Annotated in this window: 14 protein-coding genes, 2 tRNA genes and 3 rRNA genes; 13 read left to right on the forward strand and 6 right to left on the reverse strand. The window is 44.5% G+C overall.

Annotated features, from left to right (window positions below; translation table 11 throughout):
• Nucleotides 1-97 precede the first annotated feature (97 nt).
• The 5 genes from mnmE to rpmH all read right to left on the reverse strand — a co-directional run bounded on the left by mnmE (nt 98) and on the right by rpmH (nt 3,961).
• Entirely contained in the window at nt 98-1,483 is a 1,386-nt protein-coding gene (mnmE, locus tag IRB79_RS01205) for a tRNA uridine-5-carboxymethylaminomethyl(34) synthesis GTPase MnmE (protein WP_243506406.1), read from the reverse strand.
• Nucleotides 1,484-1,828: 345 nt separating this feature from the next.
• Entirely contained in the window at nt 1,829-2,455 is a 627-nt protein-coding gene (jag, locus tag IRB79_RS01210) for an RNA-binding cell elongation regulator Jag/EloR (RefSeq protein WP_243506407.1), read from the reverse strand.
• Nucleotides 2,452-3,237 carry a YidC family membrane integrase SpoIIIJ gene (gene spoIIIJ, locus IRB79_RS01215; RefSeq protein WP_243506410.1) on the reverse strand — a complete coding sequence of 262 codons (786 nt, stop codon included), beginning with the start codon at nt 3,235-3,237 and terminating at the stop codon, nt 2,452-2,454. The genes jag and spoIIIJ overlap by 4 nt, the downstream gene beginning before the upstream one ends.
• A 138-nt stretch (nt 3,238-3,375) precedes the next feature.
• The gene (gene rnpA, locus IRB79_RS01220; protein ID WP_243506412.1) at nt 3,376-3,744 is read right to left on the reverse strand and encodes a ribonuclease P protein component; all 369 of its coding nucleotides are present in this window, start codon (nt 3,742-3,744) and stop codon (nt 3,376-3,378) included.
• Nucleotides 3,745-3,826: 82 nt separating this feature from the next.
• Nucleotides 3,827-3,961, reverse strand: coding sequence for a 50S ribosomal protein L34 (gene rpmH, locus IRB79_RS01225; RefSeq protein ID WP_019382473.1), 135 nt, complete (start codon nt 3,959-3,961; stop codon nt 3,827-3,829).
• A gap of 860 nt (nt 3,962-4,821) precedes the next feature.
• Here rpmH and dnaA point away from each other — a divergent pair.
• From dnaA to rrf, 13 genes are all read left to right on the forward strand, one after another.
• The gene (gene dnaA / locus IRB79_RS01230; protein WP_243506414.1) at nt 4,822-6,168 is read left to right on the forward strand and encodes a chromosomal replication initiator protein DnaA; all 1,347 of its coding nucleotides are present in this window, start codon (nt 4,822-4,824) and stop codon (nt 6,166-6,168) included.
• Nucleotides 6,169-6,344: 176 nt separating this feature from the next.
• Nucleotides 6,345-7,481 carry a DNA polymerase III subunit beta gene (gene dnaN / locus IRB79_RS01235; RefSeq protein WP_243506416.1) on the forward strand — a complete coding sequence of 379 codons (1,137 nt, stop codon included), beginning with the start codon at nt 6,345-6,347 and terminating at the stop codon, nt 7,479-7,481.
• Nucleotides 7,482-7,733: 252 nt separating this feature from the next.
• On the forward strand, nt 7,734-7,955 hold the full coding sequence (yaaA, locus tag IRB79_RS01240; protein ID WP_243506417.1) for a S4 domain-containing protein YaaA: 222 nt from the start codon (nt 7,734-7,736) through the stop codon (nt 7,953-7,955).
• A 185-nt stretch (nt 7,956-8,140) separates the two neighbouring features.
• Nucleotides 8,141-9,259: a DNA replication/repair protein RecF gene (gene recF, locus IRB79_RS01245; RefSeq protein WP_243506419.1), complete on the forward strand. Its 1,119-nt coding sequence runs from the start codon at nt 8,141-8,143 to the stop codon at nt 9,257-9,259.
• 9 nt (nt 9,260-9,268) lie between these two features.
• Nucleotides 9,269-9,517 carry an extracellular matrix regulator RemB gene (gene remB, locus IRB79_RS01250; protein WP_206841044.1) on the forward strand — a complete coding sequence of 83 codons (249 nt, stop codon included), beginning with the start codon at nt 9,269-9,271 and terminating at the stop codon, nt 9,515-9,517.
• A 137-nt stretch (nt 9,518-9,654) separates the two neighbouring features.
• Complete coding sequence (gyrB, locus tag IRB79_RS01255) at nt 9,655-11,577, forward strand: DNA topoisomerase (ATP-hydrolyzing) subunit B (protein WP_243506421.1); 1,923 nt, start codon at nt 9,655-9,657, stop codon at nt 11,575-11,577.
• A gap of 231 nt (nt 11,578-11,808) precedes the next feature.
• Nucleotides 11,809-14,334 (forward strand): DNA gyrase subunit A, encoded by a 2,526-nt coding sequence (gyrA, locus tag IRB79_RS01260; protein WP_243506423.1) that lies wholly within the window; start codon nt 11,809-11,811, stop codon nt 14,332-14,334.
• 87 nt (nt 14,335-14,421) lie between these two features.
• Nucleotides 14,422-15,504, forward strand: a complete 1,083-nt coding sequence (locus IRB79_RS01265) for an HD-GYP domain-containing protein (protein WP_243506425.1) — start codon at nt 14,422-14,424, stop codon at nt 15,502-15,504.
• Nucleotides 15,505-15,842: 338 nt separating this feature from the next.
• Nucleotides 15,843-17,365, forward strand: a 16S ribosomal RNA gene (locus IRB79_RS01270).
• Nucleotides 17,366-17,454: 89 nt separating this feature from the next.
• Nucleotides 17,455-17,531, forward strand: a tRNA-Ile gene (locus IRB79_RS01275).
• An 11-nt stretch (nt 17,532-17,542) separates the two neighbouring features.
• Nucleotides 17,543-17,618: transfer RNA gene (locus IRB79_RS01280), tRNA-Ala, on the forward strand.
• A gap of 251 nt (nt 17,619-17,869) precedes the next feature.
• A 23S ribosomal RNA gene (locus IRB79_RS01285) occupies nt 17,870-20,767 on the forward strand.
• Nucleotides 20,768-20,847: 80 nt separating this feature from the next.
• Nucleotides 20,848-20,964, forward strand: a 5S ribosomal RNA gene (gene rrf, locus IRB79_RS01290).
• Together the 16S, 23S and 5S rRNA genes with 2 tRNA genes alongside form the textbook arrangement of a ribosomal RNA operon.
• 328 nt (nt 20,965-21,292) lie before the next feature.
• On the opposite strand, the gene IRB79_RS01295 is transcribed toward rrf, so the two are convergent.
• The gene (locus IRB79_RS01295) at nt 21,293-22,252 is read right to left on the reverse strand and encodes a YaaC family protein (RefSeq protein WP_243506427.1); all 960 of its coding nucleotides are present in this window, start codon (nt 22,250-22,252) and stop codon (nt 21,293-21,295) included.
• Between the last annotated feature and the right edge of the window lie 7 nt (nt 22,253-22,259).

Raw genomic sequence — 22,259 nt, forward strand, 5'->3', positions numbered from 1 at the left:
GCACAAGCTTTTGAAAAGCCCGGGGCCTGAGCCAGCCGATTGCAAAAGTTAAAAATCTATTTCCGCTGCGTCAGCTTACACAGCCTGCCTGAATCATCTATTTTCCTAAACAGAACTGCGAGAATAACTGGTCGATCAAGCTTTCATGGACGCTGTCGCCAATAATTTCACCAAGCAGCTCCCATGTTCTCGTCAAATCAATTTGCACAATGTCAATCGGCGTTCCCATCTCAACACCCTGCATCGCTTCGTCGATGGCATTTTGCGCCTGGTTCAATAGGGCAATATGGCGGGTATTGGATACATATGTCATATCCCCGGCTTCGATGGAGCCTGCAAAGAATAAAGAAGCAATGGCTTCCTCAAGATCGTCGACTCCCTGATCCTCCAATAAAGAGGTCGTAACCAGTTTATGATGCTTGGAAAGCTCACGGACGCGATTCATGTCGATTTTTTGGTCAAGGTCGGTTTTATTGACAATCACAATGACGTCCATGCCTTCGACCGCTTTGAAAATATTTTCATCCTCAGACGTCAATTCATCCGAGTAATTGAGCACGAGCAAAATCAAATCTGCTTCCTTTAATACCTGCCTTGATTTTTCAACACCAATCCGTTCCACAATATCTTCCGTTTCGCGAATGCCGGCTGTATCAACCAGGCGGAGAGGCACTCCTCTTACATTCACGTATTCTTCGATGACATCACGAGTTGTGCCCGGGATATCTGTCACAATCGCCTTATTCTCATGAACAAGGCTATTCAATAAGGAAGATTTCCCAACGTTTGGACGTCCGACGATGACTGTTGAAAGTCCTTCACGCAGTATTTTCCCCTGCTGTGAGGTCTGAAGAAGCTTTTCGATCTCCTTCTTCACATATGAAGCCTTCTCCATCAGCATATGATGGGTCATTTCCTCAACATCATCGTATTCCGGATAGTCGATATTGACTTCTACGTGAGCAAGGATCTCCAGAATTTCCTGCCGAAGCTTCTGAATAAGCTTTGACAGCCTTCCTTCCATCTGGCCAAGTGCCACGTTCATTGCCCGATCCGTCTTGGCACGGATTAAATCCATGACCGCTTCTGCCTGTGATAAATCAATCCGCCCATTCAAAAAGGCGCGCTTTGTAAATTCACCCGGCTCTGCCAGCCGTGCGCCATTATTCAGCAAAAGCTGCAACACGCGGTTTACAGAAACCAGTCCGCCATGGCAGTTGATTTCAATGACATCTTCTTTAGTAAAAGTTTTCGGTCCCTTCATGGCAGAAACCATTACTTCCTCAGCAATCTGTTCCGTTTTCGGGTCGATAATATGCCCATAATGAATGGTATGGGAAGCAACATCTTTTAGACGTTTGCCTCCCACCCCTCTGAACAGCCGGTCCGCAATTTCAAAAGCCTGGTCACCGCTCAGGCGGACAATGGCAATGGCTCCCTCCCCCATCGGAGTTGATATCGCGGCTATTGTATCAAATTCCACTTCATTCACCTCTCTTTTCTTACTTCATCGATCTATATAAAAAATGAATAATATTATCGATTCCCCAAATTAATAGAATATCACATGGCTTTTTTTTAGAAAAGCATATCAGCCCGCAGTGCCGGCTTGTCCCTCAGTCAGCATGATACTTATCAACAGCCCGCTTACACACAGCCAGCGAAAAAAATTATCCACACGTCTCATAATTAATATGCTCTATTTTAACTTATCCACATGTGAATAACAATAAAACCAATTGAGATTTAATAATTTGCGGGGAAATGACAAAGTGCGACAAAAAAATCCCAATCCGTTAATGGATTGGGATTTTTTATGAACTTCCTGCTATCTTGTTCTGACTGGTGCAATGACGATATGACGATGCGGGTCATTGCCATCAGAATACGTCTTGATTCGCTTATTATTTACGAGAGTGGTATGGATCACTTTGCGTTCATATGAAGGCATAGGTTCCAGCGCAATTTCTTTTCCCGTCTTTAAAGCTTTTTGAGCAAGCCTTTCAGCCAATTGAATCAGGGTATCCTGGCGTCTTTTCCGGTAATCCTCTGCATCGAGCACCACATTTAAGTACTGCTCGGCATAGCGGTTAATGACCAGCTGTGTCAAATACTGAAGGGAATTGAGCGTTTGTCCTCTTTTTCCGATTAAAAGAGCAATCTTTTCACCGGATAGGATAAATTGAACATTTTTTCCGTCCCTTAATGTTTCAATTTCAATGGACACGCCCATTTTCCCGCTGACGTCTTTGAGGAACTTTTCGGCTTCCTCAATCGGATCAGGTTTTTTCACAGCTTTCACCACGGCCGGCCGGGATCCGAAAATCCCGAAAATGCCTTTTTTACCTTCATCAACGATAGTAATCTCTAAGCGGTCTTCTGTTGTGTTTAATTGAGCTAAAGCTGACTCTACTGCTTCCTTGACGGTCTGTCCTGTAGCAGTTACTTGTTTCACTTTTTGGCTCCTCCTGCATTTCCGGCCGCTGCAGCTTTCAGGTCCGGACCTTTAATGAAATACGTTTGAACGATCATGAAGATATTCCCCACTACCCAGTATAAAGAAAGAGCTGCCGGGAAGTTAATGGCAAAAATAACGATCATAATCGGCATTAGGTAAAGCATCATTTTCATTTGTGCAGCCATTTGCCCCGTATGCTGAGTGCCGGCCATCATCATTTTCTGCTGAATGAACGTTGTCACACCTGCAATTAAAGGCAATAAGTAAATTGGATCCGGAGAACCAAGGTCAAACCAAAGGAAATTATGGTTTGCAATTTCGCGCGTACGTGTAATCGCATGGTAGAAACCGATCAGAATCGGCATTTGAACAATTAACGGAAAACATCCTGCAAGCGGGTTAACGCCGTGCTTTTGGAATAAAGCCATTGTTTCCTGCTGCAGCTTCTGCTGGGTTTTCTGGTCTTTAGAGCTGTATTTTTCACGAAGCTTCTGCATTTCTGGCTGAATCGCCTGCATCGCTTTTGAACTTCTTGTTTGCTTAATCATTAATGGCAGGATGACCAGACGGATAATGATCGTCACAATAATGATCGATAGTCCATAGCTGCCGCCAGCGAATTCTGCTGCCTTAATAATGAAAAGCGAAAGCGGGTAGACAATATACTCGTTCCAAAAGCCTTCGCTTTCAGACGTAATCGGCTGGTTGATTTCTGTACAACCCGATAAAAGGGCCATCACAAACACTAAACCGATTAATAGGAATATTCGTTTCTTCAACCGTTTTTTCCTCCTTAATTGCTCCTGATAATAGTATGGATATCATTTGCTTGTCCCCGGTCAGAGGGCACACGCTCATATGTATCTTATTTTAACATCTTTTAAAATGAAGTGCTTCAAAATAAAGATAGATAAAGATTATTGATTTTTAGTATTTCCAAGTCTCGGTTTATTCAAAACCCGCGAAACCTTCAATACATGGATCAGACTCTTTTTCACTTCATGAAAATCCATTTCTGCCACCGGTTTCCTCGCGATGACGATCAGATCATATTGCGGCTTAATTTCCTCCTCCAGTTCTAAGAATGCCTGGCGGATAAACCTTTTGATCTGGTTCCTCATAACGGCATTGCCGATTTTTTTACTGACAGAAAGGCCAATGCGGAAATGATTCTGCTCCTCTTTTCTCAAGATGTAAACGACAAATTGACGGTTGGCGAATGACTTTCCCTTTTTAAAGGCCTCTTGAAATTCTTTATTCTTTTTTACACGGAACTCTTTTTTCATGTCATCACCTTTTCAAAAAAGCGCAGAGCGCCTTGAACATTTATCTTTACATGGAAAAAAAGACCACTGACGTTTCAGTGGCCTAAGCAGATAATACTTTTCTTCCTTTGCGGCGGCGGCGAGCTAGAACGTTACGTCCGTTCGGAGAGCTCATGCGGCTGCGGAAACCATGAACCTTGCTTCTTTTACGCTTGTTTGGTTGATAAGTTCTTTTCATATATGACACCTCCCTGAGGAATTGCTGTTAAAGACAGTCTTTCTAATTATATAGATGTAACTAGAAAATTGTCAACTATGCATATAAGTCAATCTGCCTTCAATGGCAAAAAAATTGTAGTATGAACCTGGCTTCTCTCTTAGCTGCTCTTTTTCTTTTTTACAAATCTGAAAGAACCCACTCAGAAAGTTTACCTTCTTTTTGCATGAATGTCATCCTAAAATTTCATTTTTCCACGTTTTTCTCATTTGTTCATTGTAAAAGCTACTATTTGAGACTGCAAATTTTGACGGTCGCCAGTTGACCTGGCCACAAAAAAATGGCATTGCTCCATCTGATATTCCAAAGTCCACTTTAATTGGATCTTCTCTAAAAACAGGTCTGTGGATAAAATTTCGACAGCATTTTCATTATCCACATCACATATTGACAAGTTTTTCACACAACCAGAGGCTGTGGACAATTTTTATGAACAGGGATGGCGTGTTGTGGATAAAGGTTTAAAAAGCATTGCAAGCCATAGCATTATCTGTTATCATAATTGTGTTTTAACACTTAATAAATCATTGTGCATATCTTCATTATCCACAGATTGTGGATAACATGTGGACAGGTTATCCAAGGGGTTTGTAAAAGTTTGTCCACAGACAGTGGATACTGTCGAAATTCCACTTTACTTCCTTATTATATATTTTTCCACATAAACAGTTTCGTATATTTATAAACTCCAGGGTTATACAGCGTGTATAACCTATCGTTTTTGTGGCTCGAAACAAAGAAAAGCAAGGGTGTCCTCTGAAAGGCACCGGAGCTGGACAGTAATCTAAATTCCAAATATAGATGGAAAAGGAGGGATATCATTGGAAAACATTGCGGATCTTTGGAATAATGCTCTGGCCAATATCGAGAAGAAAATCAGCAAGCCCAGTTTTGATACATGGCTGAAATCGACAAAAGCGCATTCTCTGCAGGGAGACACTTTAGTCGTTAAGGCCCCGAATGAGTTTGCCCGTGACTGGCTTGAAGAGCGTTATTCCCAGCTGATCTCCGGAATTCTTTATGACATAACCGGTGAAGAATTAGGAGTAAAATTCATCATTCCGCAAAATCAAAGTGAAGAAGAAGTCGATCTTCCCCTTCCTCCAAAAAAGAAAAAGCCGGAGGAAGAACAGCCGGAATTGCCATTAACGATGCTGAACCCGAAGTATACATTCGACACGTTTGTCATCGGGTCCGGAAACCGCTTCGCCCATGCAGCTTCACTTGCTGTAGCCGAGGCTCCGGCTAAGGCATATAATCCTTTATTTATTTACGGGGGAGTTGGACTCGGAAAAACTCACCTTATGCATGCAATCGGCCATTATGTATTAGATCATAATCCATCAGCTAAAGTCGTATACTTATCTTCCGAGAAATTTACGAACGAATTCATTAACTCGATCCGAGATAACAAAGCGGGAGATTTCCGCGATAAATATCGAAATGTGGATGTTCTTCTTATCGATGATATTCAGTTTTTGGCTGGAAAAGAACAGACACAGGAAGAATTTTTCCATACTTTTAATACCTTGCATGAAGAAAGCAAGCAGATCATCATCTCAAGCGACCGGCCTCCAAAGGAAATACCGACACTGGAAGACCGTCTTCGCTCCAGATTTGAATGGGGGCTAATTACTGATATTACTCCTCCCGACCTTGAAACGCGTATTGCGATTCTGCGCAAAAAAGCGAAAGCAGAGGGACTTGATATTCCTAATGAGGTTATGCTGTATATTGCCAATCAGATTGACTCCAACATCCGTGAACTTGAGGGTGCTCTGATTCGTGTAGTAGCTTACTCCTCTTTAATAAATAAAGATATTAATGCAGACCTTGCAGCAGAAGCATTAAAGGATATTATTCCAAGCTCCAAACCGAAAGTCATTACCATCCATGAAATTCAAAGGGTGGTTGGGGAACACTTTAATGTAAAGCTTGAGGATTTCAAAGCGAAAAAACGAACAAAGTCTGTCGCATTCCCCCGGCAGATTGCCATGTATCTATCAAGGGAATTAACCGACTTTTCTCTTCCTAAAATAGGGGAGGAATTTGGCGGAAGGGACCATACGACCGTCATTCATGCCCATGAAAAAATTTCAAAGATGATTCAGTCAGATTCACAATTTGAAAAGCAGCTGAAAGAAATCAATGAAATGCTAAAGGTATAATGTGTATAACTTGACCAAACTTACACACAGTCTGTCCACATGTGGATAGGCTGTGTTTCCTTTCAAAAAATACAGTTATCCACATACTAACAGGCCCTACTAGTACTTCTACTATTTTTTATAAAAAAATATATATATTCAATACGCCATTAAAATATGCTTGGAGGATTTAAAAAATGAGATTTATAATCCAGCGCGACCGTTTGGTCCAAAGCGTCCAGGATGTTATGAAAGCTGTAACAAGCAGAACGACTATTCCCATCCTAACGGGGATTAAAATCGTCGCTTCTGAAGAAGGGGTCACATTAACGGGAAGCGACTCTGATATTTCAATCGAATCTTTTATTCCTAAAGAAGAAGCAGGAGAAGAAATTGTCGAGATCAAACAGGCTGGTGCCATTGTGCTCCAAGCGAAGTTCTTCAGTGAAATCGTTAAGAAGCTTCCGACTGACAGTGTAGAGATTAGCGTTGAAAACCATTTGCAGACAGTCATCCGCTCAGGTAAATCCGAATTCAATCTTAATGGTCTGGATGCTGAGGAATATCCTCACTTGCCTCAAATCGAGGAAGAAAATGTGTTTAAAATCCCTACAGACCTATTAAAAGCAATGGTTCGCCAAACGGTTTTCGCAGTGTCCACCTCAGAAACACGCCCTATCTTGACAGGTGTAAACTGGAAGGTCGAAAACGGGACATTAACCTGTATTGCAACAGATAGCCACAGGCTGGCATTAAGAAAAGCGCAAATCGAAACAAATGCCAGCGAAAGCTACAATGTGGTCATTCCAGGAAAAAGCTTAAGTGAATTAAGCAAAATTCTTGATGACAACAATGATTTAATCGATATCGTTATTACTGAAAACCAGGTTCTCTTTAAGGCCGAACATCTGCTGTTCTTCTCAAGACTGCTGGAAGGCAATTACCCGGATACATCCAGATTGATCCCTTCAGACAGCAAAACAGATGTTGTCGTCAATACAAAGGAATTCCTGCAGGCTATTGACCGTGCCTCATTATTGGCAAAAGAAGGCCGAAACAATGTGGTCAAGTTCTCAACAATTGATGGCGGAGTAATTGAAATTTCATCCAACACTCCTGAAATCGGAAAAGTTGTCGAGGAAGTGCAGAGCAAATCCGTAGAAGGCGAAGAATTGAAAATCTCCTTTAGCGCGAAATTCATGATGGATGCCCTAAAAGCACTTGAAGGCTCTGAAATTACAATCAGCTTCACCGGCGCCATGAGACCATTCATCATCAAACCTTTAAACGATGAATCAATTCTGCAATTGATCCTGCCAGTAAGGACGTATTAAGAAAAAAGCTGCCGGTTGTGCCGGCGGCTTACTTTTTTTGGTGAAACAGATCTCTAAAACTGTACCCCTGGCCGCAAGAATATTGGCCAATTGCAGGGGAATAATGAAAATAACCAGCTGCAGGCGAGTTTTCTTTGTGTATCTGCGATTTATTTAGTAAAATAGAATATTAGATACCATTCTGAAATTGTTTTGCCAAAGTGCAGATTTCACTGCAGCACTTGAAGTCGGACAATGGGAAAGAGTGAAAATATGACGGAAATTCAAATTGATACTGAATATATTACGCTGGGCCAATTTTTAAAAGCCGCTGATGTGATTCAAACAGGCGGAATGGCCAAATGGTTCCTGAGTGAATACGAAGTCTTCGTCAATGGGGAACAGGATCAAAGACGGGGAAGAAAGCTAAGAACCGGGGATATAATCGAAATCCCGGACGTGGGTGAATTTACGATCGTCCAGCCCGCTAAATAAATTAATTAAAAAGTTTATAATTTTGAACTTCGATAACTGTCTAGCTCCGGCGCCTACCCCCTCGAGGTCACAAGCCAATCCTCCCAAAAAGGCAAAGAACGCCTTTTCGAGAGGCTCGTCTTGTGCTTGTCGGGGGTGGGCAAGGCGCCTCCGCTTTTCTTATTATCTAAAAGGATGTAGCGTCTATGCATATAGAGCAGTTGCTATTAAAAAATTACCGGAATTACGAAGAGCTTGAAGTAAATTTCGAAAATAAAGTAAATGTGATATTGGGAGAGAATGCCCAGGGAAAGACAAATGTCATGGAATCGATCTACGTGCTGGCAATGGCAAAGTCCCATCGGACATCAAATGACAAAGATCTTATTCGCTGGGATCAGGAATATGCTAAAATAGAAGGAAGGGTCCAAAAAAGGCAAGGATCCCTGCCCATGCAATTAGTCATCAGCAAAAAAGGCAAAAAAGCCAAATGCAATCATATAGAGCAGCAGAAATTAAGCCAGTATGTGGGCAATATGAATGTTGTGATGTTCGCGCCTGAAGATCTCCATCTTGTGAAAGGGAGCCCTCAAGTAAGGCGTCGTTTTATTGATATGGAGATTGGGCAGGTTTCACCTGTCTATTTGCATGATATCAGCCAGTATCAGAAAATCCTCCAGCAGCGCAACCACTACCTGAAAATGCTCCAGATCAAAAAGCAGACCGACCATACCATGCTTGAGATTTTAACAGAGCAATTCATTGAGATGGCTGCAAAGATTGTTTCAAAGCGTTACGAGTTCCTCAGACTCCTCGAGAATTGGGCACAGCCGATTCATGAAGGGATTTCAAGAGGGCTTGAGACCTTAAAAATTGAGTACAAGCCTTCTGCCGAGGTATCAGAAGAACAAGATTTGTCGAAAATGGTTAAAGTATACCAGGATAAATTTGAAAAAGTGAAGAACAGGGAAATAGACCGTGGCGTTACCATGTTTGGGCCGCATCGCGATGACCTGATTTTTCATGTGAATGGGCGCGATGTGCAAACATTCGGTTCACAAGGGCAGCAAAGAACGACAGCTCTGTCGGTTAAGCTTGCCGAAATCGAACTGATCCATTCTGAAATTGGAGAATATCCCATTCTGCTGCTGGATGACGTCCTCTCGGAATTGGATGATTATCGCCAATCCCATTTATTGAATACCATTCAAGGGAAAGTACAGACGTTTGTCACTACTACGAGCGTTGATGGAATAGACCACCAGACACTTAAAGAAGCAGCAGCGTTCAGTGTTGAGGCAGGGAGAATCAAGAAGATTCAGTGAGGTGATCGCATGTACATCCATATAGGTGAAGATGTGTTGGTCCGGGCAAGGGATATTGTCGCCATTATTGATAAAGAAACAGCCCTTGCTTCCGAGTATGCGGAAGAGCGTAAGGAGAACCTGGAGGAGTCAGTTGTGAACCTCGCTAAAGGTTCCTATAAATCTGTGGTCGTCACAACAGAAAAGATCTATTTTTCTCCGCTATCCTCAGGTACGTTAAAGAAACGATCCCATAAATTAAGTGTTCACGAATTTTAAAGAAATGCAGGACTGCCGGAAGAACTTCCCTAATGGAACGAAAGGCAAGTCAGTGAAAACTACAGTTTGGCTCATCTCAGGAAGCCAGGCTTTTTTATAGATTAGTGAAATGGAAAGTGTAGGTGACCGATGTGGCAATGGAGCAAAAGGCAGTGCAGGAACAATCCTATGATGAGAATCAGATACAGGTACTGGAAGGTCTGGAAGCGGTTCGAAAGCGTCCGGGAATGTATATCGGTTCAACAAGTGCCAAAGGGCTTCACCATCTTGTTTGGGAAATAGTCGATAATAGTATTGATGAAGCACTGGCAGGCTACTGTTCTGAAATCAATGTGATTATCGAAAAAGATAATAGTATTACGGTGGTGGATAACGGACGCGGTATACCAGTCGGAATCCACGAAAAAATGGGACGCCCGGCAGTCGAAGTCATTATGACGGTTCTGCATGCAGGCGGTAAATTCGGAGGCGGAGGATACAAGGTTTCCGGAGGCTTGCATGGTGTTGGTGCTTCTGTAGTTAATGCTCTCTCAACTGTGCTGGAAGTATTTGTCCATCGTGATGGAAAGAAATATTATCAGAAGTTTGAGCGTGGAGTTCCAAGTGCAGATCTTGAGGTAATCGGTGAATCTGACCATACCGGAACAACCATCCACTTTAAGCCGGACAGTGAAATCTTCACTGAAACGCTTGAATATGATTATGAAACACTTGCAAACCGCATCCGTGAACTGGCATTCCTGAATAGGGGATTAAAGATCACGATTGAGGACAAGCGTGAAGAAAACAAGAAAAATGAATATATGTACGAGGGCGGAATTAAATCGTACGTTGAGCATTTGAACAGAACGAAGGAAGTTCTTCATGAAGAGCCTATCTATATTGATGGCGAACGGGAAGGCATCACTGTTGAAGTATCCATTCAGTATAATGATGGATTTACAAGCAATATCTATTCTTTTGCCAATAATATTCATACCTATGAAGGCGGTACGCATGAATCCGGCTTTAAGACAGCCTTAACAAGGGTTATCAACGACTATGCACGCAAGAATGGCGTCTTTAAAGAGAGTGACGCAAACCTTTCCGGTGAAGATGTCCGTGAAGGCATAACGGCTATTGTATCCGTTAAACATCCTGATCCTCAGTTTGAAGGGCAGACGAAAACGAAGCTTGGAAACTCAGAAGTGCGTGCAGCAACCGATACGATTTTCTCTGAAGCTCTTGAAAAATTCATGCTCGAAAATCCGGCGGTAGCCAGAAAAATTGTCGAAAAAGGGCTTATGGCAGCAAGAGCAAGACTGGCCGCCAAAAAAGCAAGGGAGCTTACAAGAAGGAAGAGTGCTCTTGAAGTATCCAGCCTGCCTGGTAAACTCGCTGACTGCTCTTCTAAAGATCCTTCTATAAGCGAAATTTATGTGGTTGAGGGTGACTCTGCGGGCGGATCTGCCAAGCAGGGGCGTGACCGTCATTTCCAGGCGATCCTTCCTCTTAGAGGGAAGATCCTGAACGTAGAAAAAGCCCGCCTGGACAAAATTCTGTCCAATAATGAGGTCCGTGCGATTATTACTGCAATCGGAACCGGTATAGGCGAAGATTTTGATATCTCCAGGGCCCGCTATCATAAAATTGTCATCATGACGGATGCGGATGTTGATGGTGCACATATCCGCACATTATTATTAACGTTCTTTTACCGTTATATGAGGCAGATTATTGAAGCTGGCTATATCTATATTGCCCAGCCGCCTCTTTACAAGATCCAGCAGGGCAAAAAGATTGAATATGCCTATAATGACCGCGAACTGGATAAGATTCTTGGCGAACTTCCGAGCCAGCCCAAGCCGGGAATTCAGCGCTACAAGGGACTTGGGGAAATGAACCCAGGCCAGCTTTGGGAAACGACAATGAATCCGGAATCAAGAACCCTTCTCCAGGTGAATCTTGAGGATGCCATCGAAGCTGACGAAACGTTTGAAATCTTAATGGGTGACAAGGTAGAGCCTCGCCGGAACTTTATCGAAGAAAATGCGGTTTATGTAAAGAATCTGGATATTTAATTGTAAAAGCAAGCCTACAGCACAGGCCAAGCGCCTTCGCTTTCTTTCAGGATAGAGGTTCTCTATCCTGCTTTTACATAATTGGTTTATTCTTTTTATTTAATGCCCCATGTGCGTCTAATTTATGAAAAAAAGCAGGATCTGTATGGAAAGACCATGCAGGTTTCAGCTATACGAAGTGACAAACGGATGACAGTTCATCCTGCGTCTCTTTAAAGGAGGTTCCTTTAAATGGCCGATACACCGAATTCTCAAGTAAAAGAAATAAATATTAGCCAGGAAATGCGTTCATCATTCCTGGACTACGCCATGAGTGTAATTGTTTCACGTGCCCTTCCGGACGTACGGGATGGTTTAAAGCCGGTTCACCGAAGAATCTTATATGCAATGCATGATTTAGGGATGCATTCTGATAAGCCATTTAAAAAATCGGCCCGTATCGTTGGGGAAGTAATCGGTAAATACCACCCGCACGGTGACTCCGCAGTATATGACACGATGGTGCGTATGGCTCAGGATTTCAACTATCGCTATATGCTCGTTGAAGGACACGGAAACTTCGGTTCTGTCGATGGTGACGCTGCAGCTGCGATGCGTTATACTGAGGCCCGCATGTCCAAAATCTCTATGGAGCTTTTGCGCGATATTAATAAAGACACGATTGATTACCAGGATAACTATGATGGTGCTGAGAAAGAACCAGTCGTAATGCCGGCGCGGTTCCCAAACCTTCTCGTAAACGGAACGTCTGGAATTGCCGTTGGTATGGCGACCAATATTCCGCCTCATCAGCTTGGTGAAGTAATTGATGGAGTACTTGCCATCAGCCAGGAGCCGGACCTCACTGTTCAGGAGCTCATGGAAATCATTCCAGGTCCAGACTTCCCGACTGCAGGTCTCATTCTTGGACGAAGCGGCATCCGCAAAGCTTACGAAACAGGCCGCGGTTCCATTACATTAAGGGCCCAAGTAGAAATCGAGCAGAAGTCCAATGGAAAAGAAGTTATCATTGTAAATGAAATTCCTTACCAGGTGAATAAAGCTAAGCTGATTGAAAAAATTGCCGAACTGGTTCGGGATAAACGAATTGATGGCATTACCGATTTGCGTGATGAATCAGATCGAAACGGTATGCGTATCGTAATCGAAGTCCGTAAAGATGCGAATGCCAATGTTCTGCTGAACAACCTTTATAAGCAGACGGCCCTTCAGACAAGCTTTGGCATAAACCTGCTTGCGCTTGTAGATGGCCAGCCAAAAGTTCTGAATCTCAAACAGTGTCTGCAGCATTATCTGGATCACCAAAAAGTCGTAATCCGCCGCAGAACAGAATTCGAATTGAAAAAGGCAGAAGCCCGTGCACACATTTTGGAAGGTTTGAGGATTGCCCTTGATCATCTGGATGAAGTAATCAACCTTATCCGCAGTTCTCAGACAACAGATATCGCACGTGAAGGCTTAATGACCAAGTTCAATCTTTCTGAAAAACAGGCCCAGGCGATCCTTGACATGCGTCTGCAGCGTTTGACTGGCTTAGAGCGCGAAAAGATTGAAGACGAATATTCAAGCCTTGTAGCATTAATTGCCGAATTAAAAGCTATTTTGGCTGATGAAGAAAAAGTATTGGAAATTATCCGGGAAGAATTAACCGAAGTAAAAGAGAGATTCAACGATAAACGCCGTACAGAAATAGTTGCCGGCGGCATCGAACAAATTGAAGACGAAGATCTAATCCCGCGTGAGAATATTGTTCTTACGTTAACTCATAAGGGATACATCAAGCGTCTTCCTGTCTCGACTTACCGTGCCCAAAAACGCGGAGGCCGGGGTATTCAGGGAATGGGAACCAATGAGGATGACTTTGTTGAACACCTCATTACCACTTCCACACACGATACTATCCTATTCTTCACGAACAAAGGAAAGGTGTATCGCGCTAAAGGTTATGAAATTCCTGAATTCAGCCGTACTGCGAAAGGAATTCCAATCATTAACCTTCTTGGAGTGGACAAAGATGAATGGGTAAATGCGATTATTCCTGTTGAAGAATTTGCCGATGATTGGTTCCTGTTCTTCACCACTAAACAAGGGATTTCCAAGCGTTCACCATTATCATCCTTTGCCAATATCCGCAATAATGGCTTAATTGCCCTGAATCTGCGCGAAGATGATGAATTAATTTCGGTGCGTCTGACAGATGGCAGCAAGGAGATCATTATTGGAACCAGCCATGGCATGCTGATCCGATTCCCTGAAGAAGATGTTCGTTCTATGGGAAGAACAGCTACTGGTGTTAAAGGAATCAACTTAAGCGAAGGTGATGAAGTCGTTGGCATGGAAGTCCTTGAGGATGACAGCCAGATTCTGATCGTAACCAAAAACGGTTATGGAAAACGCACTCCTGCCGAAGAATACCGTGTTCAGGGCAGAGGCGGTAAAGGAATCAAGACCTGCAACATCACAGATAAGAACGGAAGCCTCGTTTCCATGAAAGCTGTCACAGGAGAAGAAGACGTTATGCTTATTACAACAGGCGGCGTACTAATCCGTATGGCAGTGAACGATATTTCCACTATGGGAAGAAACACGCAAGGTGTCAGACTCATCCGCATAAATGAAGATGCTGACGAAGCGGTATCCACTGTTGCAAAAGTTGAAAAAGAAGAGGAAAAAGATGAAGAAGAATTAACAAAGCCTCTTGAAGATGCTGATTCACTTCCTGAAGAAGAAGTAAATGGAGATAATAGCGAAGAATAATTTTTAAGGAACACAGATTTGTGTTCCTTTTTTTTGTCCAAATAATGTAAAATAGTATAAAAGACTCATTACATTTGGAGTGTGGATATGGTGCGTGTACCTATACAGGAATTAAGAGAAGGCTGTATTTTATCAGAAGATGTTTTCAGCTTGACGAATCGCCCTATTATCAGACAAAAAACAGTGCTGACGAAGGAACTGCTGGATATTATGAAAATATTCCTGATTGATGAAGCAGAAGTTGAAACCACCATGGTTAACGGAAAGCCTTTTGCTTCTGCCGGAAGCTTGGAAGAAGCTGAAGAAGTAATAGAATCAAATGAATCAAGTTTTTTAAATACATTCTTAACAGGCGTTCAAAATTTCAAAAGAGAATTTATGTCCTGGCAATCAGGCCTTCCGGTGGATATTGCAAAAATAAGAAACATTATGATTCCACTGATTGAGAAAATGGATAAAAACCCCTCCGGAATTTTCTCTCTGCATCATCTTTCTACGAATGAAGATTATTTATACCAGCATTCTGTAGCTGTGGGAATGATCAGTGCTTTTATAGGTAAAAAACTGAGTTTGAATAAGGGGGAAATTGTGCAGCTTGCCCTGGGAGGCTGCCTGGCAGATGCGGGGATGGCGAAAATAAACTCATCCATCCTGCATAAAAGCAGTTCATTAAACTCCGAAGAATTTGAAGAAATTAAAAGGCATTCAACCCTTAGCTTTAAAATGGTTCAAAATATATCTCTATTAAGAGAAAGCACTAAGATCGGTATTATCCAGCACCATGAGCGGCTGGACGGCAGCGGCTATCCGTTTGGAGAACAAGGCAGCAAAATCAATCAGGCTGGTAGAATCATCGCGGCAGCGGATGCATTTCATGCCATGACCTCCCAAAGGCTCTACAGACGGAAGCAATCTCCATTTAAAGTGCTTGAAATGCTGATTCAGGATAGCTTCGGCAAATATGATATCCCATCCATTCAAGCGCTGGGTTCCGGCATCATGAACTTTTCCATTGGCAGCATGGTGAAGCTCTCAGATGGCCAGACTGCAGAAATACTTTTTATAGAAGATAAATCACCTACGAGACCGCTTGTGAAACTAGAGGAAACCGGCGACATAATTCATTTAGAGAAAAACCGCCAGTTATTTATTGATGAAGTATTAAAATGACTGCATACCGCGGTCTTTTTTTAATTAGCTCTGCTAAGGCTGGATGCTGAATACAACAGACAAATTTAACAGACCTTATTTTTTAAAAAAAGATATAGAATCTATTAAAAAGTGCTTGCAATTAATAGATAAGAGCTGGTATACTTATTCAAGTCAGCAAGAGATGAACATCATCATTTGATGAGATAAAAAAACTTGTTGACATTGATTATCAGAAATGATATATTAATTAAGTCGCCTCAAGCGACCGATTGATCTTTGAAAACTGAACGAACAAAAACGTCAACGTTAATCTTTAGTCTTTTTTGAAAAGACAACTTATGAGCTTAATCAACTCTTATATGGAGAGTTTGATCCTGGCTCAGGACGAACGCTGGCGGCGTGCCTAATACATGCAAGTCGAGCGGACTGATGGGAGCTTGCTCCCTGAAGTCAGCGGCGGACGGGTGAGTAACACGTGGGCAACCTGCCTGTAAGACTGGGATAACTCCGGGAAACCGGGGCTAATACCGGATAATTCTTTCCCTCACATGAGGGAAAGCTGAAAGATGGTTCCGGCTATCACTTACAGATGGGCCCGCGGCGCATTAGCTAGTTGGTGAGGTAACGGCTCACCAAGGCGACGATGCGTAGCCGACCTGAGAGGGTGATCGGCCACACTGGGACTGAGACACGGCCCAGACTCCTACGGGAGGCGAGTAGGGAATCTTCCGCAATGGACGAAAGTCTGACGGAGCAACGCGCGTGAGTGATGAAGGTTTTCGGATCGTAAAACTCTGTTGTTAGGGAAGAACAAGTACCGGGTAACTGCCGGTACCTTGACGGTACCTAACCAGAAAGCCACGGCTAACTACGTGCCAGCACGCGGTAATACGTAGGTGGCAAGCGTTGTCCGGAATTATTGGGCGTAAAGCGCGCGCAGGCGGTTCCTTAAGTCTGATGTGAAAGCCCCGGCTCAACCGGGAGGGTCATTGGAAACTGGGGAACTTGAGTGCAGAAGAGAAGAGTGGAATTCCACGTGTAGCGGTGAAATGCGTAGAGATGTGGAGGAACACCAGTGGCGAAGGCGACTCTTTGGTCTGTAACTGACGCTGAGGCGCGAAAGCGTGGGAGCAAACAGGATTAGATACCCTGGTAGTCCACGCCGTAAACGATGAGTGCTAAGTGTTAGAGGTTTCCGCCCTTTAGTCTGCGACAAACGCATTAAGCACTCCGCCTGGGAGTACGTAGCAAGGCTGAAACTCAAAGGAATTGACGGGGCCCGCACAAGCGGTGGAGCATGTGGTTTAATTCGAAGCAACGCGAAGAACCTTACCAGGTCTTGACATCTCCTGACAACCCTAGAGATAGGGCGTTCCTTCGGGGACAGGATGACAGGTGGTGCATGGTTGTCGTCAGCTCGTGTCGTGAGATGTTGGGTTAAGTCCCAACGAGCGCAACCCTTGATCTTAGTTGCCAGCATTCAGTTGGGCACTCTAAGGTGACTGCCGGTGACAAACCGGAGGAAGGTGGGGATGACGTCAAATCATCATGCCCCTTATGACCTGGGCTACACACGTGCTACAATGGATGGTACAAAGGCGAGACCGCGAGGTTAAGCGAATCCCATAAAACCATTCTCAGTTCGGATTGCAGGTCGCAACTCGCCTGCATGAAGCCGGAATCGCTAGTAATCGCGGATCAGCATCTGCGGTGAATACGTTCCCGGCCTTGTACACACCGCCCGTCACACCACGAGTTTGTAACACCCGAAGTCGGTGGGGTAACCTTTTGGAGCCAGCCGCCTAAGGTGGGACAGATGATTGGGGTGAAGTCGTAACAAGGTAGCCGTATCGGAAGGTGCGGCTGGATCACCTCCTTTCTAAGGATATTTACATGAAACGTGACGCGTTTTGTTCGTTCAGTTTTGAGAGTTCAATCTCTCATATTTTAATACTTTACCTATTATGTGGGCCTATAGCTCAGCTGGTTAGAGCGCACGCCTGATAAGCGTGAGGTCGATGGTTCGAGTCCATTTAGGCCCACCATCTCATATAATGGGGCCTTAGCTCAGCTGGGAGAGCGCCTGCTTTGCACGCAGGAGGTCAGCGGTTCGATCCCGCTAGGCTCCACCAACCATAACGATTCCATTCGTTATTTTTTGTTCCTTGAAAACTAGATAATGTTAATGAAGAAGCAATAACCGAGTAATCGCCATCTTAGTTTTTTTCTCTTATTTAAAAATAAGTAAGAGCACAAACCATGAGGGCAATGAGAAGCAAGAAGATCAAGGAAGCGACCGAACGAGCACCGGAGCATACGAGTACGTGAGGAGCACAATGACGGAGCTGACGCAGAGATTCGCCGTTTATCATTGGCCGAAGTAGGTTAAGTTAGAAAGGGCGCACGGTGAATGCCTTGGCACTAGGAGCCGATGAAGGACGGTACTAACACCGATATGCTTCGGGAGCTGTAAGTAAGCTTTGATCCGGAGATTTCCGAATGGAAACCCCTATCCGTAATGGGATAGGATCTTTACCTGAATACATAGGGTATTGAAGGCAGACCCGGGAACTGAAACATCTAAGTACCCGGAGGAAGAGAAAGCAAACGCGATTCCCTGAGTAGCAGCGAAACGGATTAGCCCAAACCAGGAGGCTTGCCTCCTGGGGTTGTAGGACACTCTACACGGAGTTACAAAGGAACGAGGTAAATGAACAGGTCTGGAAAGGCCGGCCAGAGAAGGTAAAAGCCCTGTAGTTGAAACTTCGTTCCTCCAGAGTGGATCCTGAGTACGGCGGGACACGAGAAATCCCGTCGGAAGCAGGAGGACCATCTCCCAAGGCTAAATACTCCCTAGTGACCGATAGTGAACCAGTACCGTGAGGGAAAAACCCGGAAGGGGAGTGAAAGAGATCCTGAAACCGTGTGCCTACAAGTAGTTAGAGCCCGTTAATGGGTGATAGCGTGCCTTTGTAGAATGAACCGGCGAGTTACGATTACATGCGAGGTTAAGTTGAAGAGACGGAGCGCGAAAGCGAGTCTGAATAGGGCGAATGAGTATGTGGTCGTAGACCCGAAACCAGGTGATCTACCCATGTCCAGGGTGAAGTCCAGGTAACACTGGATGGAGGCCCGAACCCACGCACGTTGAAAAGTGCGGGGATGAGGTGTGGTAGCGGAGAAATTCCAATCGAACTTGGAGATAGCTGGTTCTCTCCGAAATAGCTTTAGGGCTAGCCTCATGTAGTAAGAGTCTTGGAGGTAGAGCACTGTTTGGACTAGGGGCCCCCATCGGGTTACCGAATTCAGACAAACTCCGAATGCCAAAGACTTATCCATGGGAGTCAGACTGCGAGTGATAAGATCCGTAGTCAAGAGGAAACAGCCCAGACCACCAGCTAAGGTCCCAAAGTATACGTTAAGTGGAAAAGGATGTGGAGTTGCTTAGACAACCAGGATGTTGGCTTAGAAGCAGCCACCATTTAAAGAGTGCGTAATAGCTCACTGGTCGAGTGACTCCGCGCCGAAAATGTACCGGGGCTAAACGTATCACCGAAGCTGTGGATTGACATCTTACGATGTCAGTGGTAGGAGAGCGTTCTAAGGGCGTTGAAGCCAGACCGCAAGGACTGGTGGAGCGCTTAGAAGTGAGAATGCCGGTATGAGTAGCGAAAGATGGGTGAGAATCCCATCCACCGAATGCCTAAGGTTTCCTGAGGAAGGCTCGTCCGCTCAGGGTTAGTCGGGACCTAAGCCGAGGCTGAAAAGCGTAGGCGATGGACAACAGGTTGATATTCCTGTACCACCTCTTTACCGTTTGAGCAATGGGGGGACGCAGGAGGATAGGGTAAGCGCGCTGCTGGATTAGCGCGTCCAAGCAGTTAGGCCGGTAACGAGGCAAATCCGTTACCACACAGGCTGAGCTGTGACGGCGAGGAAATTTAGTACCGAAGTTCCTGATTCCACACTGCCAAGAAAAGCCTCTAGCGAGGGAAAAGGTGCCCGTACCGCAAACCGACACAGGTAGGCGAGGAGAGAATCCTAAGGTGAGCGAGAGAACTCTCGTTAAGGAACTCGGCAAAATGACCCCGTAACTTCGGGAGAAGGGGTGCTCATTAGGTGCATAGCCCTGATGAGCAGTGAATAGGCCCAGGCGACTGTTTAGCAAAAACACAGGTCTCTGCGAAGCCGCAAGGCGAAGTATAGGGGCTGACGCCTGCCCGGTGCTGGAAGGTTAAGAGGAGAGGTTAGCGCAAGCGAAGCTTTGAATCGAAGCCCCAGTAAACGGCGGCCGTAACTATAACGGTCCTAAGGTAGCGAAATTCCTTGTCGGGTAAGTTCCGACCCGCACGAAAGGCGTAACGATCTGGGCACTGTCTCAACGAGAGACTCGGTGAAATTATAGTACCTGTGAAGATGCAGGTTACCCGCGACAGGACGGAAAGACCCCGTGGAGCTTTACTGTAGCCTGATATTGAATTTTGGTACAGCTTGTACAGGATAGGTAGGAGCCTGAGAAGCCGGAGCGCCAGCTTCGGTGGAGGCGTCGGTGGGATACTACCCTGGCTGTATTGAAATTCTAACCCGCGCCCCTTATCGGGGCGGGAGACAGTGTCAGGTGGGCAGTTTGACTGGGGCGGTCGCCTCCTAAAAAGTAACGGAGGCGCCCAAAGGTTCCCTCAGAATGGTTGGAAATCATTCGCAGAGTGTAAAGGCACAAGGGAGCTTGACTGCGAGACCTACAAGTCGAGCAGGGACGAAAGTCGGGCTTAGTGATCCGGTGGTTCCGCATGGAAGGGCCATCGCTCAACGGATAAAAGCTACCCGGGGATAACAGGCTTATCTCCCCAAGAGTCCACATCGACGGGAGGTTTGGCACCTCGATGTCGGCTCATCGCATCCTGGGGCTGTAGTCGGTCCCAAGGGTTGGGCTGTTCGCCCATTAAAGCGGTACGCGAGCTGGGTTCAGAACGTCGTGAGACAGTTCGGTCCCTATCCGTCGTGGGCGCAGGAAATTTGAGAGGAGCTGTCCTTAGTACGAGAGGACCGGGATGGACGCACCGCTGGTGTACCAGTTGTCTTGCCAAAGGCATCGCTGGGTAGCTATGTGCGGAAGGGATAAGTGCTGAAAGCATCTAAGCATGAAGCCCCCCTCGAGATGAGATTTCCCATAGCGTCAAGCTAGTAAGATCCCTGAAAGATGATCAGGTTGATAGGTCAGAGGTGGAAGCGTGGCGACATGTGGAGCTGACTGATACTAATCGATCGAGGACTTAACCAAGTTATATGGTTATTACTCGGCAAACACTTCTTCATGCATTATCTAGTTTTGAGGGAACGAAGTTTCTTCAAACCAAATAGTCCGGTGGCGATAGCGAGAAGGTCACACCCGTTCCCATACCGAACACGGAAGTTAAGCTTCTCAGCGCCGATGGTAGTTGGGGGCTGTCCCCCTGTGAGAGTAGGACGCTGCCGGGCATATGAAAGAGCACCTGATGGGTGCTCTTTTTTGTGTGTTTGGTTGATTTACTGAATCCTAATATATTTTTCGGGCTTTCCTTTTTAAGGGAATATATCTATATGCGCCATTTTTTCATTTTATGCGCCACTTCTTATTCCGCCTCTGTATTAATTTCCATATATGTTCTTTACAAAGAAGAATTGTGCTAAATGTTCGATAAACTTTAATACATGCTAGATAAGCCCCACGGAATGCCTCAAATAAAACCTTCCACTCCGCTCCCTCCTGAATGCCAGCAAAGACTCCAGGTAAACACGAACAAGAGATCATTGGTCCCTATCCAGCTTAATATTTCTTATCAGCCAAATACTGATAAATCAAATATGGTCCCTTTGCAGAAGTAATTTGAAGAAATGTTTGAATAAAAGGATAGTCTTTATTCGGCATCATTTTGATGAGTTCGCTCCACCATTCTGTTTCATAGCGGGCAATCATGCTTAAGTTATACAGCAGCAGGAAATGAATAAGAAGTTCAGGAAAATCAATCAGGCCGTCTTTAGCCAGCGGGAAGAAAAACTTTCCAGTATCAGGGCTATATCTTAACGGCTTGAAATTATATGTATTCAGGTTTTTTGTAAAAAATTTAAGTTGTGAATCCGCTGATTCCTGAAAACTTATATTAAAGTCTGATTTTGACTGCAGATATTCAACAAAGCGGGACTCGGTCATATGAAAGCGATCAAGGATTATATTTGGCAAAATGAATACATCCTTTTCCAGCTCTGCTTCGAGAAAAGTAGTTCGGCCCTCTGTCTGGCTGTACAAATAATTAAGCTCTGGAATCTGCCCAAATAACTCCCCCATTGTTGTTTTTTCGCCTTCCAAATGTTTCATGTGGAACAATTTTTCTCCCATATAAGGGAAAAGCCCGCTTTTTTGAAATTTCACTTCGTCCTGAAAAAAATTGTATTGCTGCTTTTTTCTTTTTCTGGTGGAAACACCATGTGCCAAAACAGAAGTGGTCTCCGGATAATTAGGATCCACTGTCAGTATGCAGGCCTTCACAAGGTGAACAAGTCCATAAAAAAAGAGAATCGGCTTGATAACCAATGGCGCCTTCTCTGCCTGCTCGTAGTATACTTGTCCGTGTTCTAGATAGTATATAAAAGGGTAACTGTTTTCATAGCTCTTTTGTTCAGCATGATCCAGGTTTTGATTTTGGTAGCATTTCTTTAAAAATTCCTGCGACGTGTTCGCAGAAAAGAAGTATAAAAAGGAGTTTTTAAGGTCAAATGAATGTATCACAGCGAAA

It is taken from the genome of Cytobacillus oceanisediminis, from assembly GCF_022811925.1.
Classification (GTDB): domain Bacteria; phylum Bacillota; class Bacilli; order Bacillales; family Cytobacillaceae; genus Cytobacillus; species Cytobacillus oceanisediminis_D.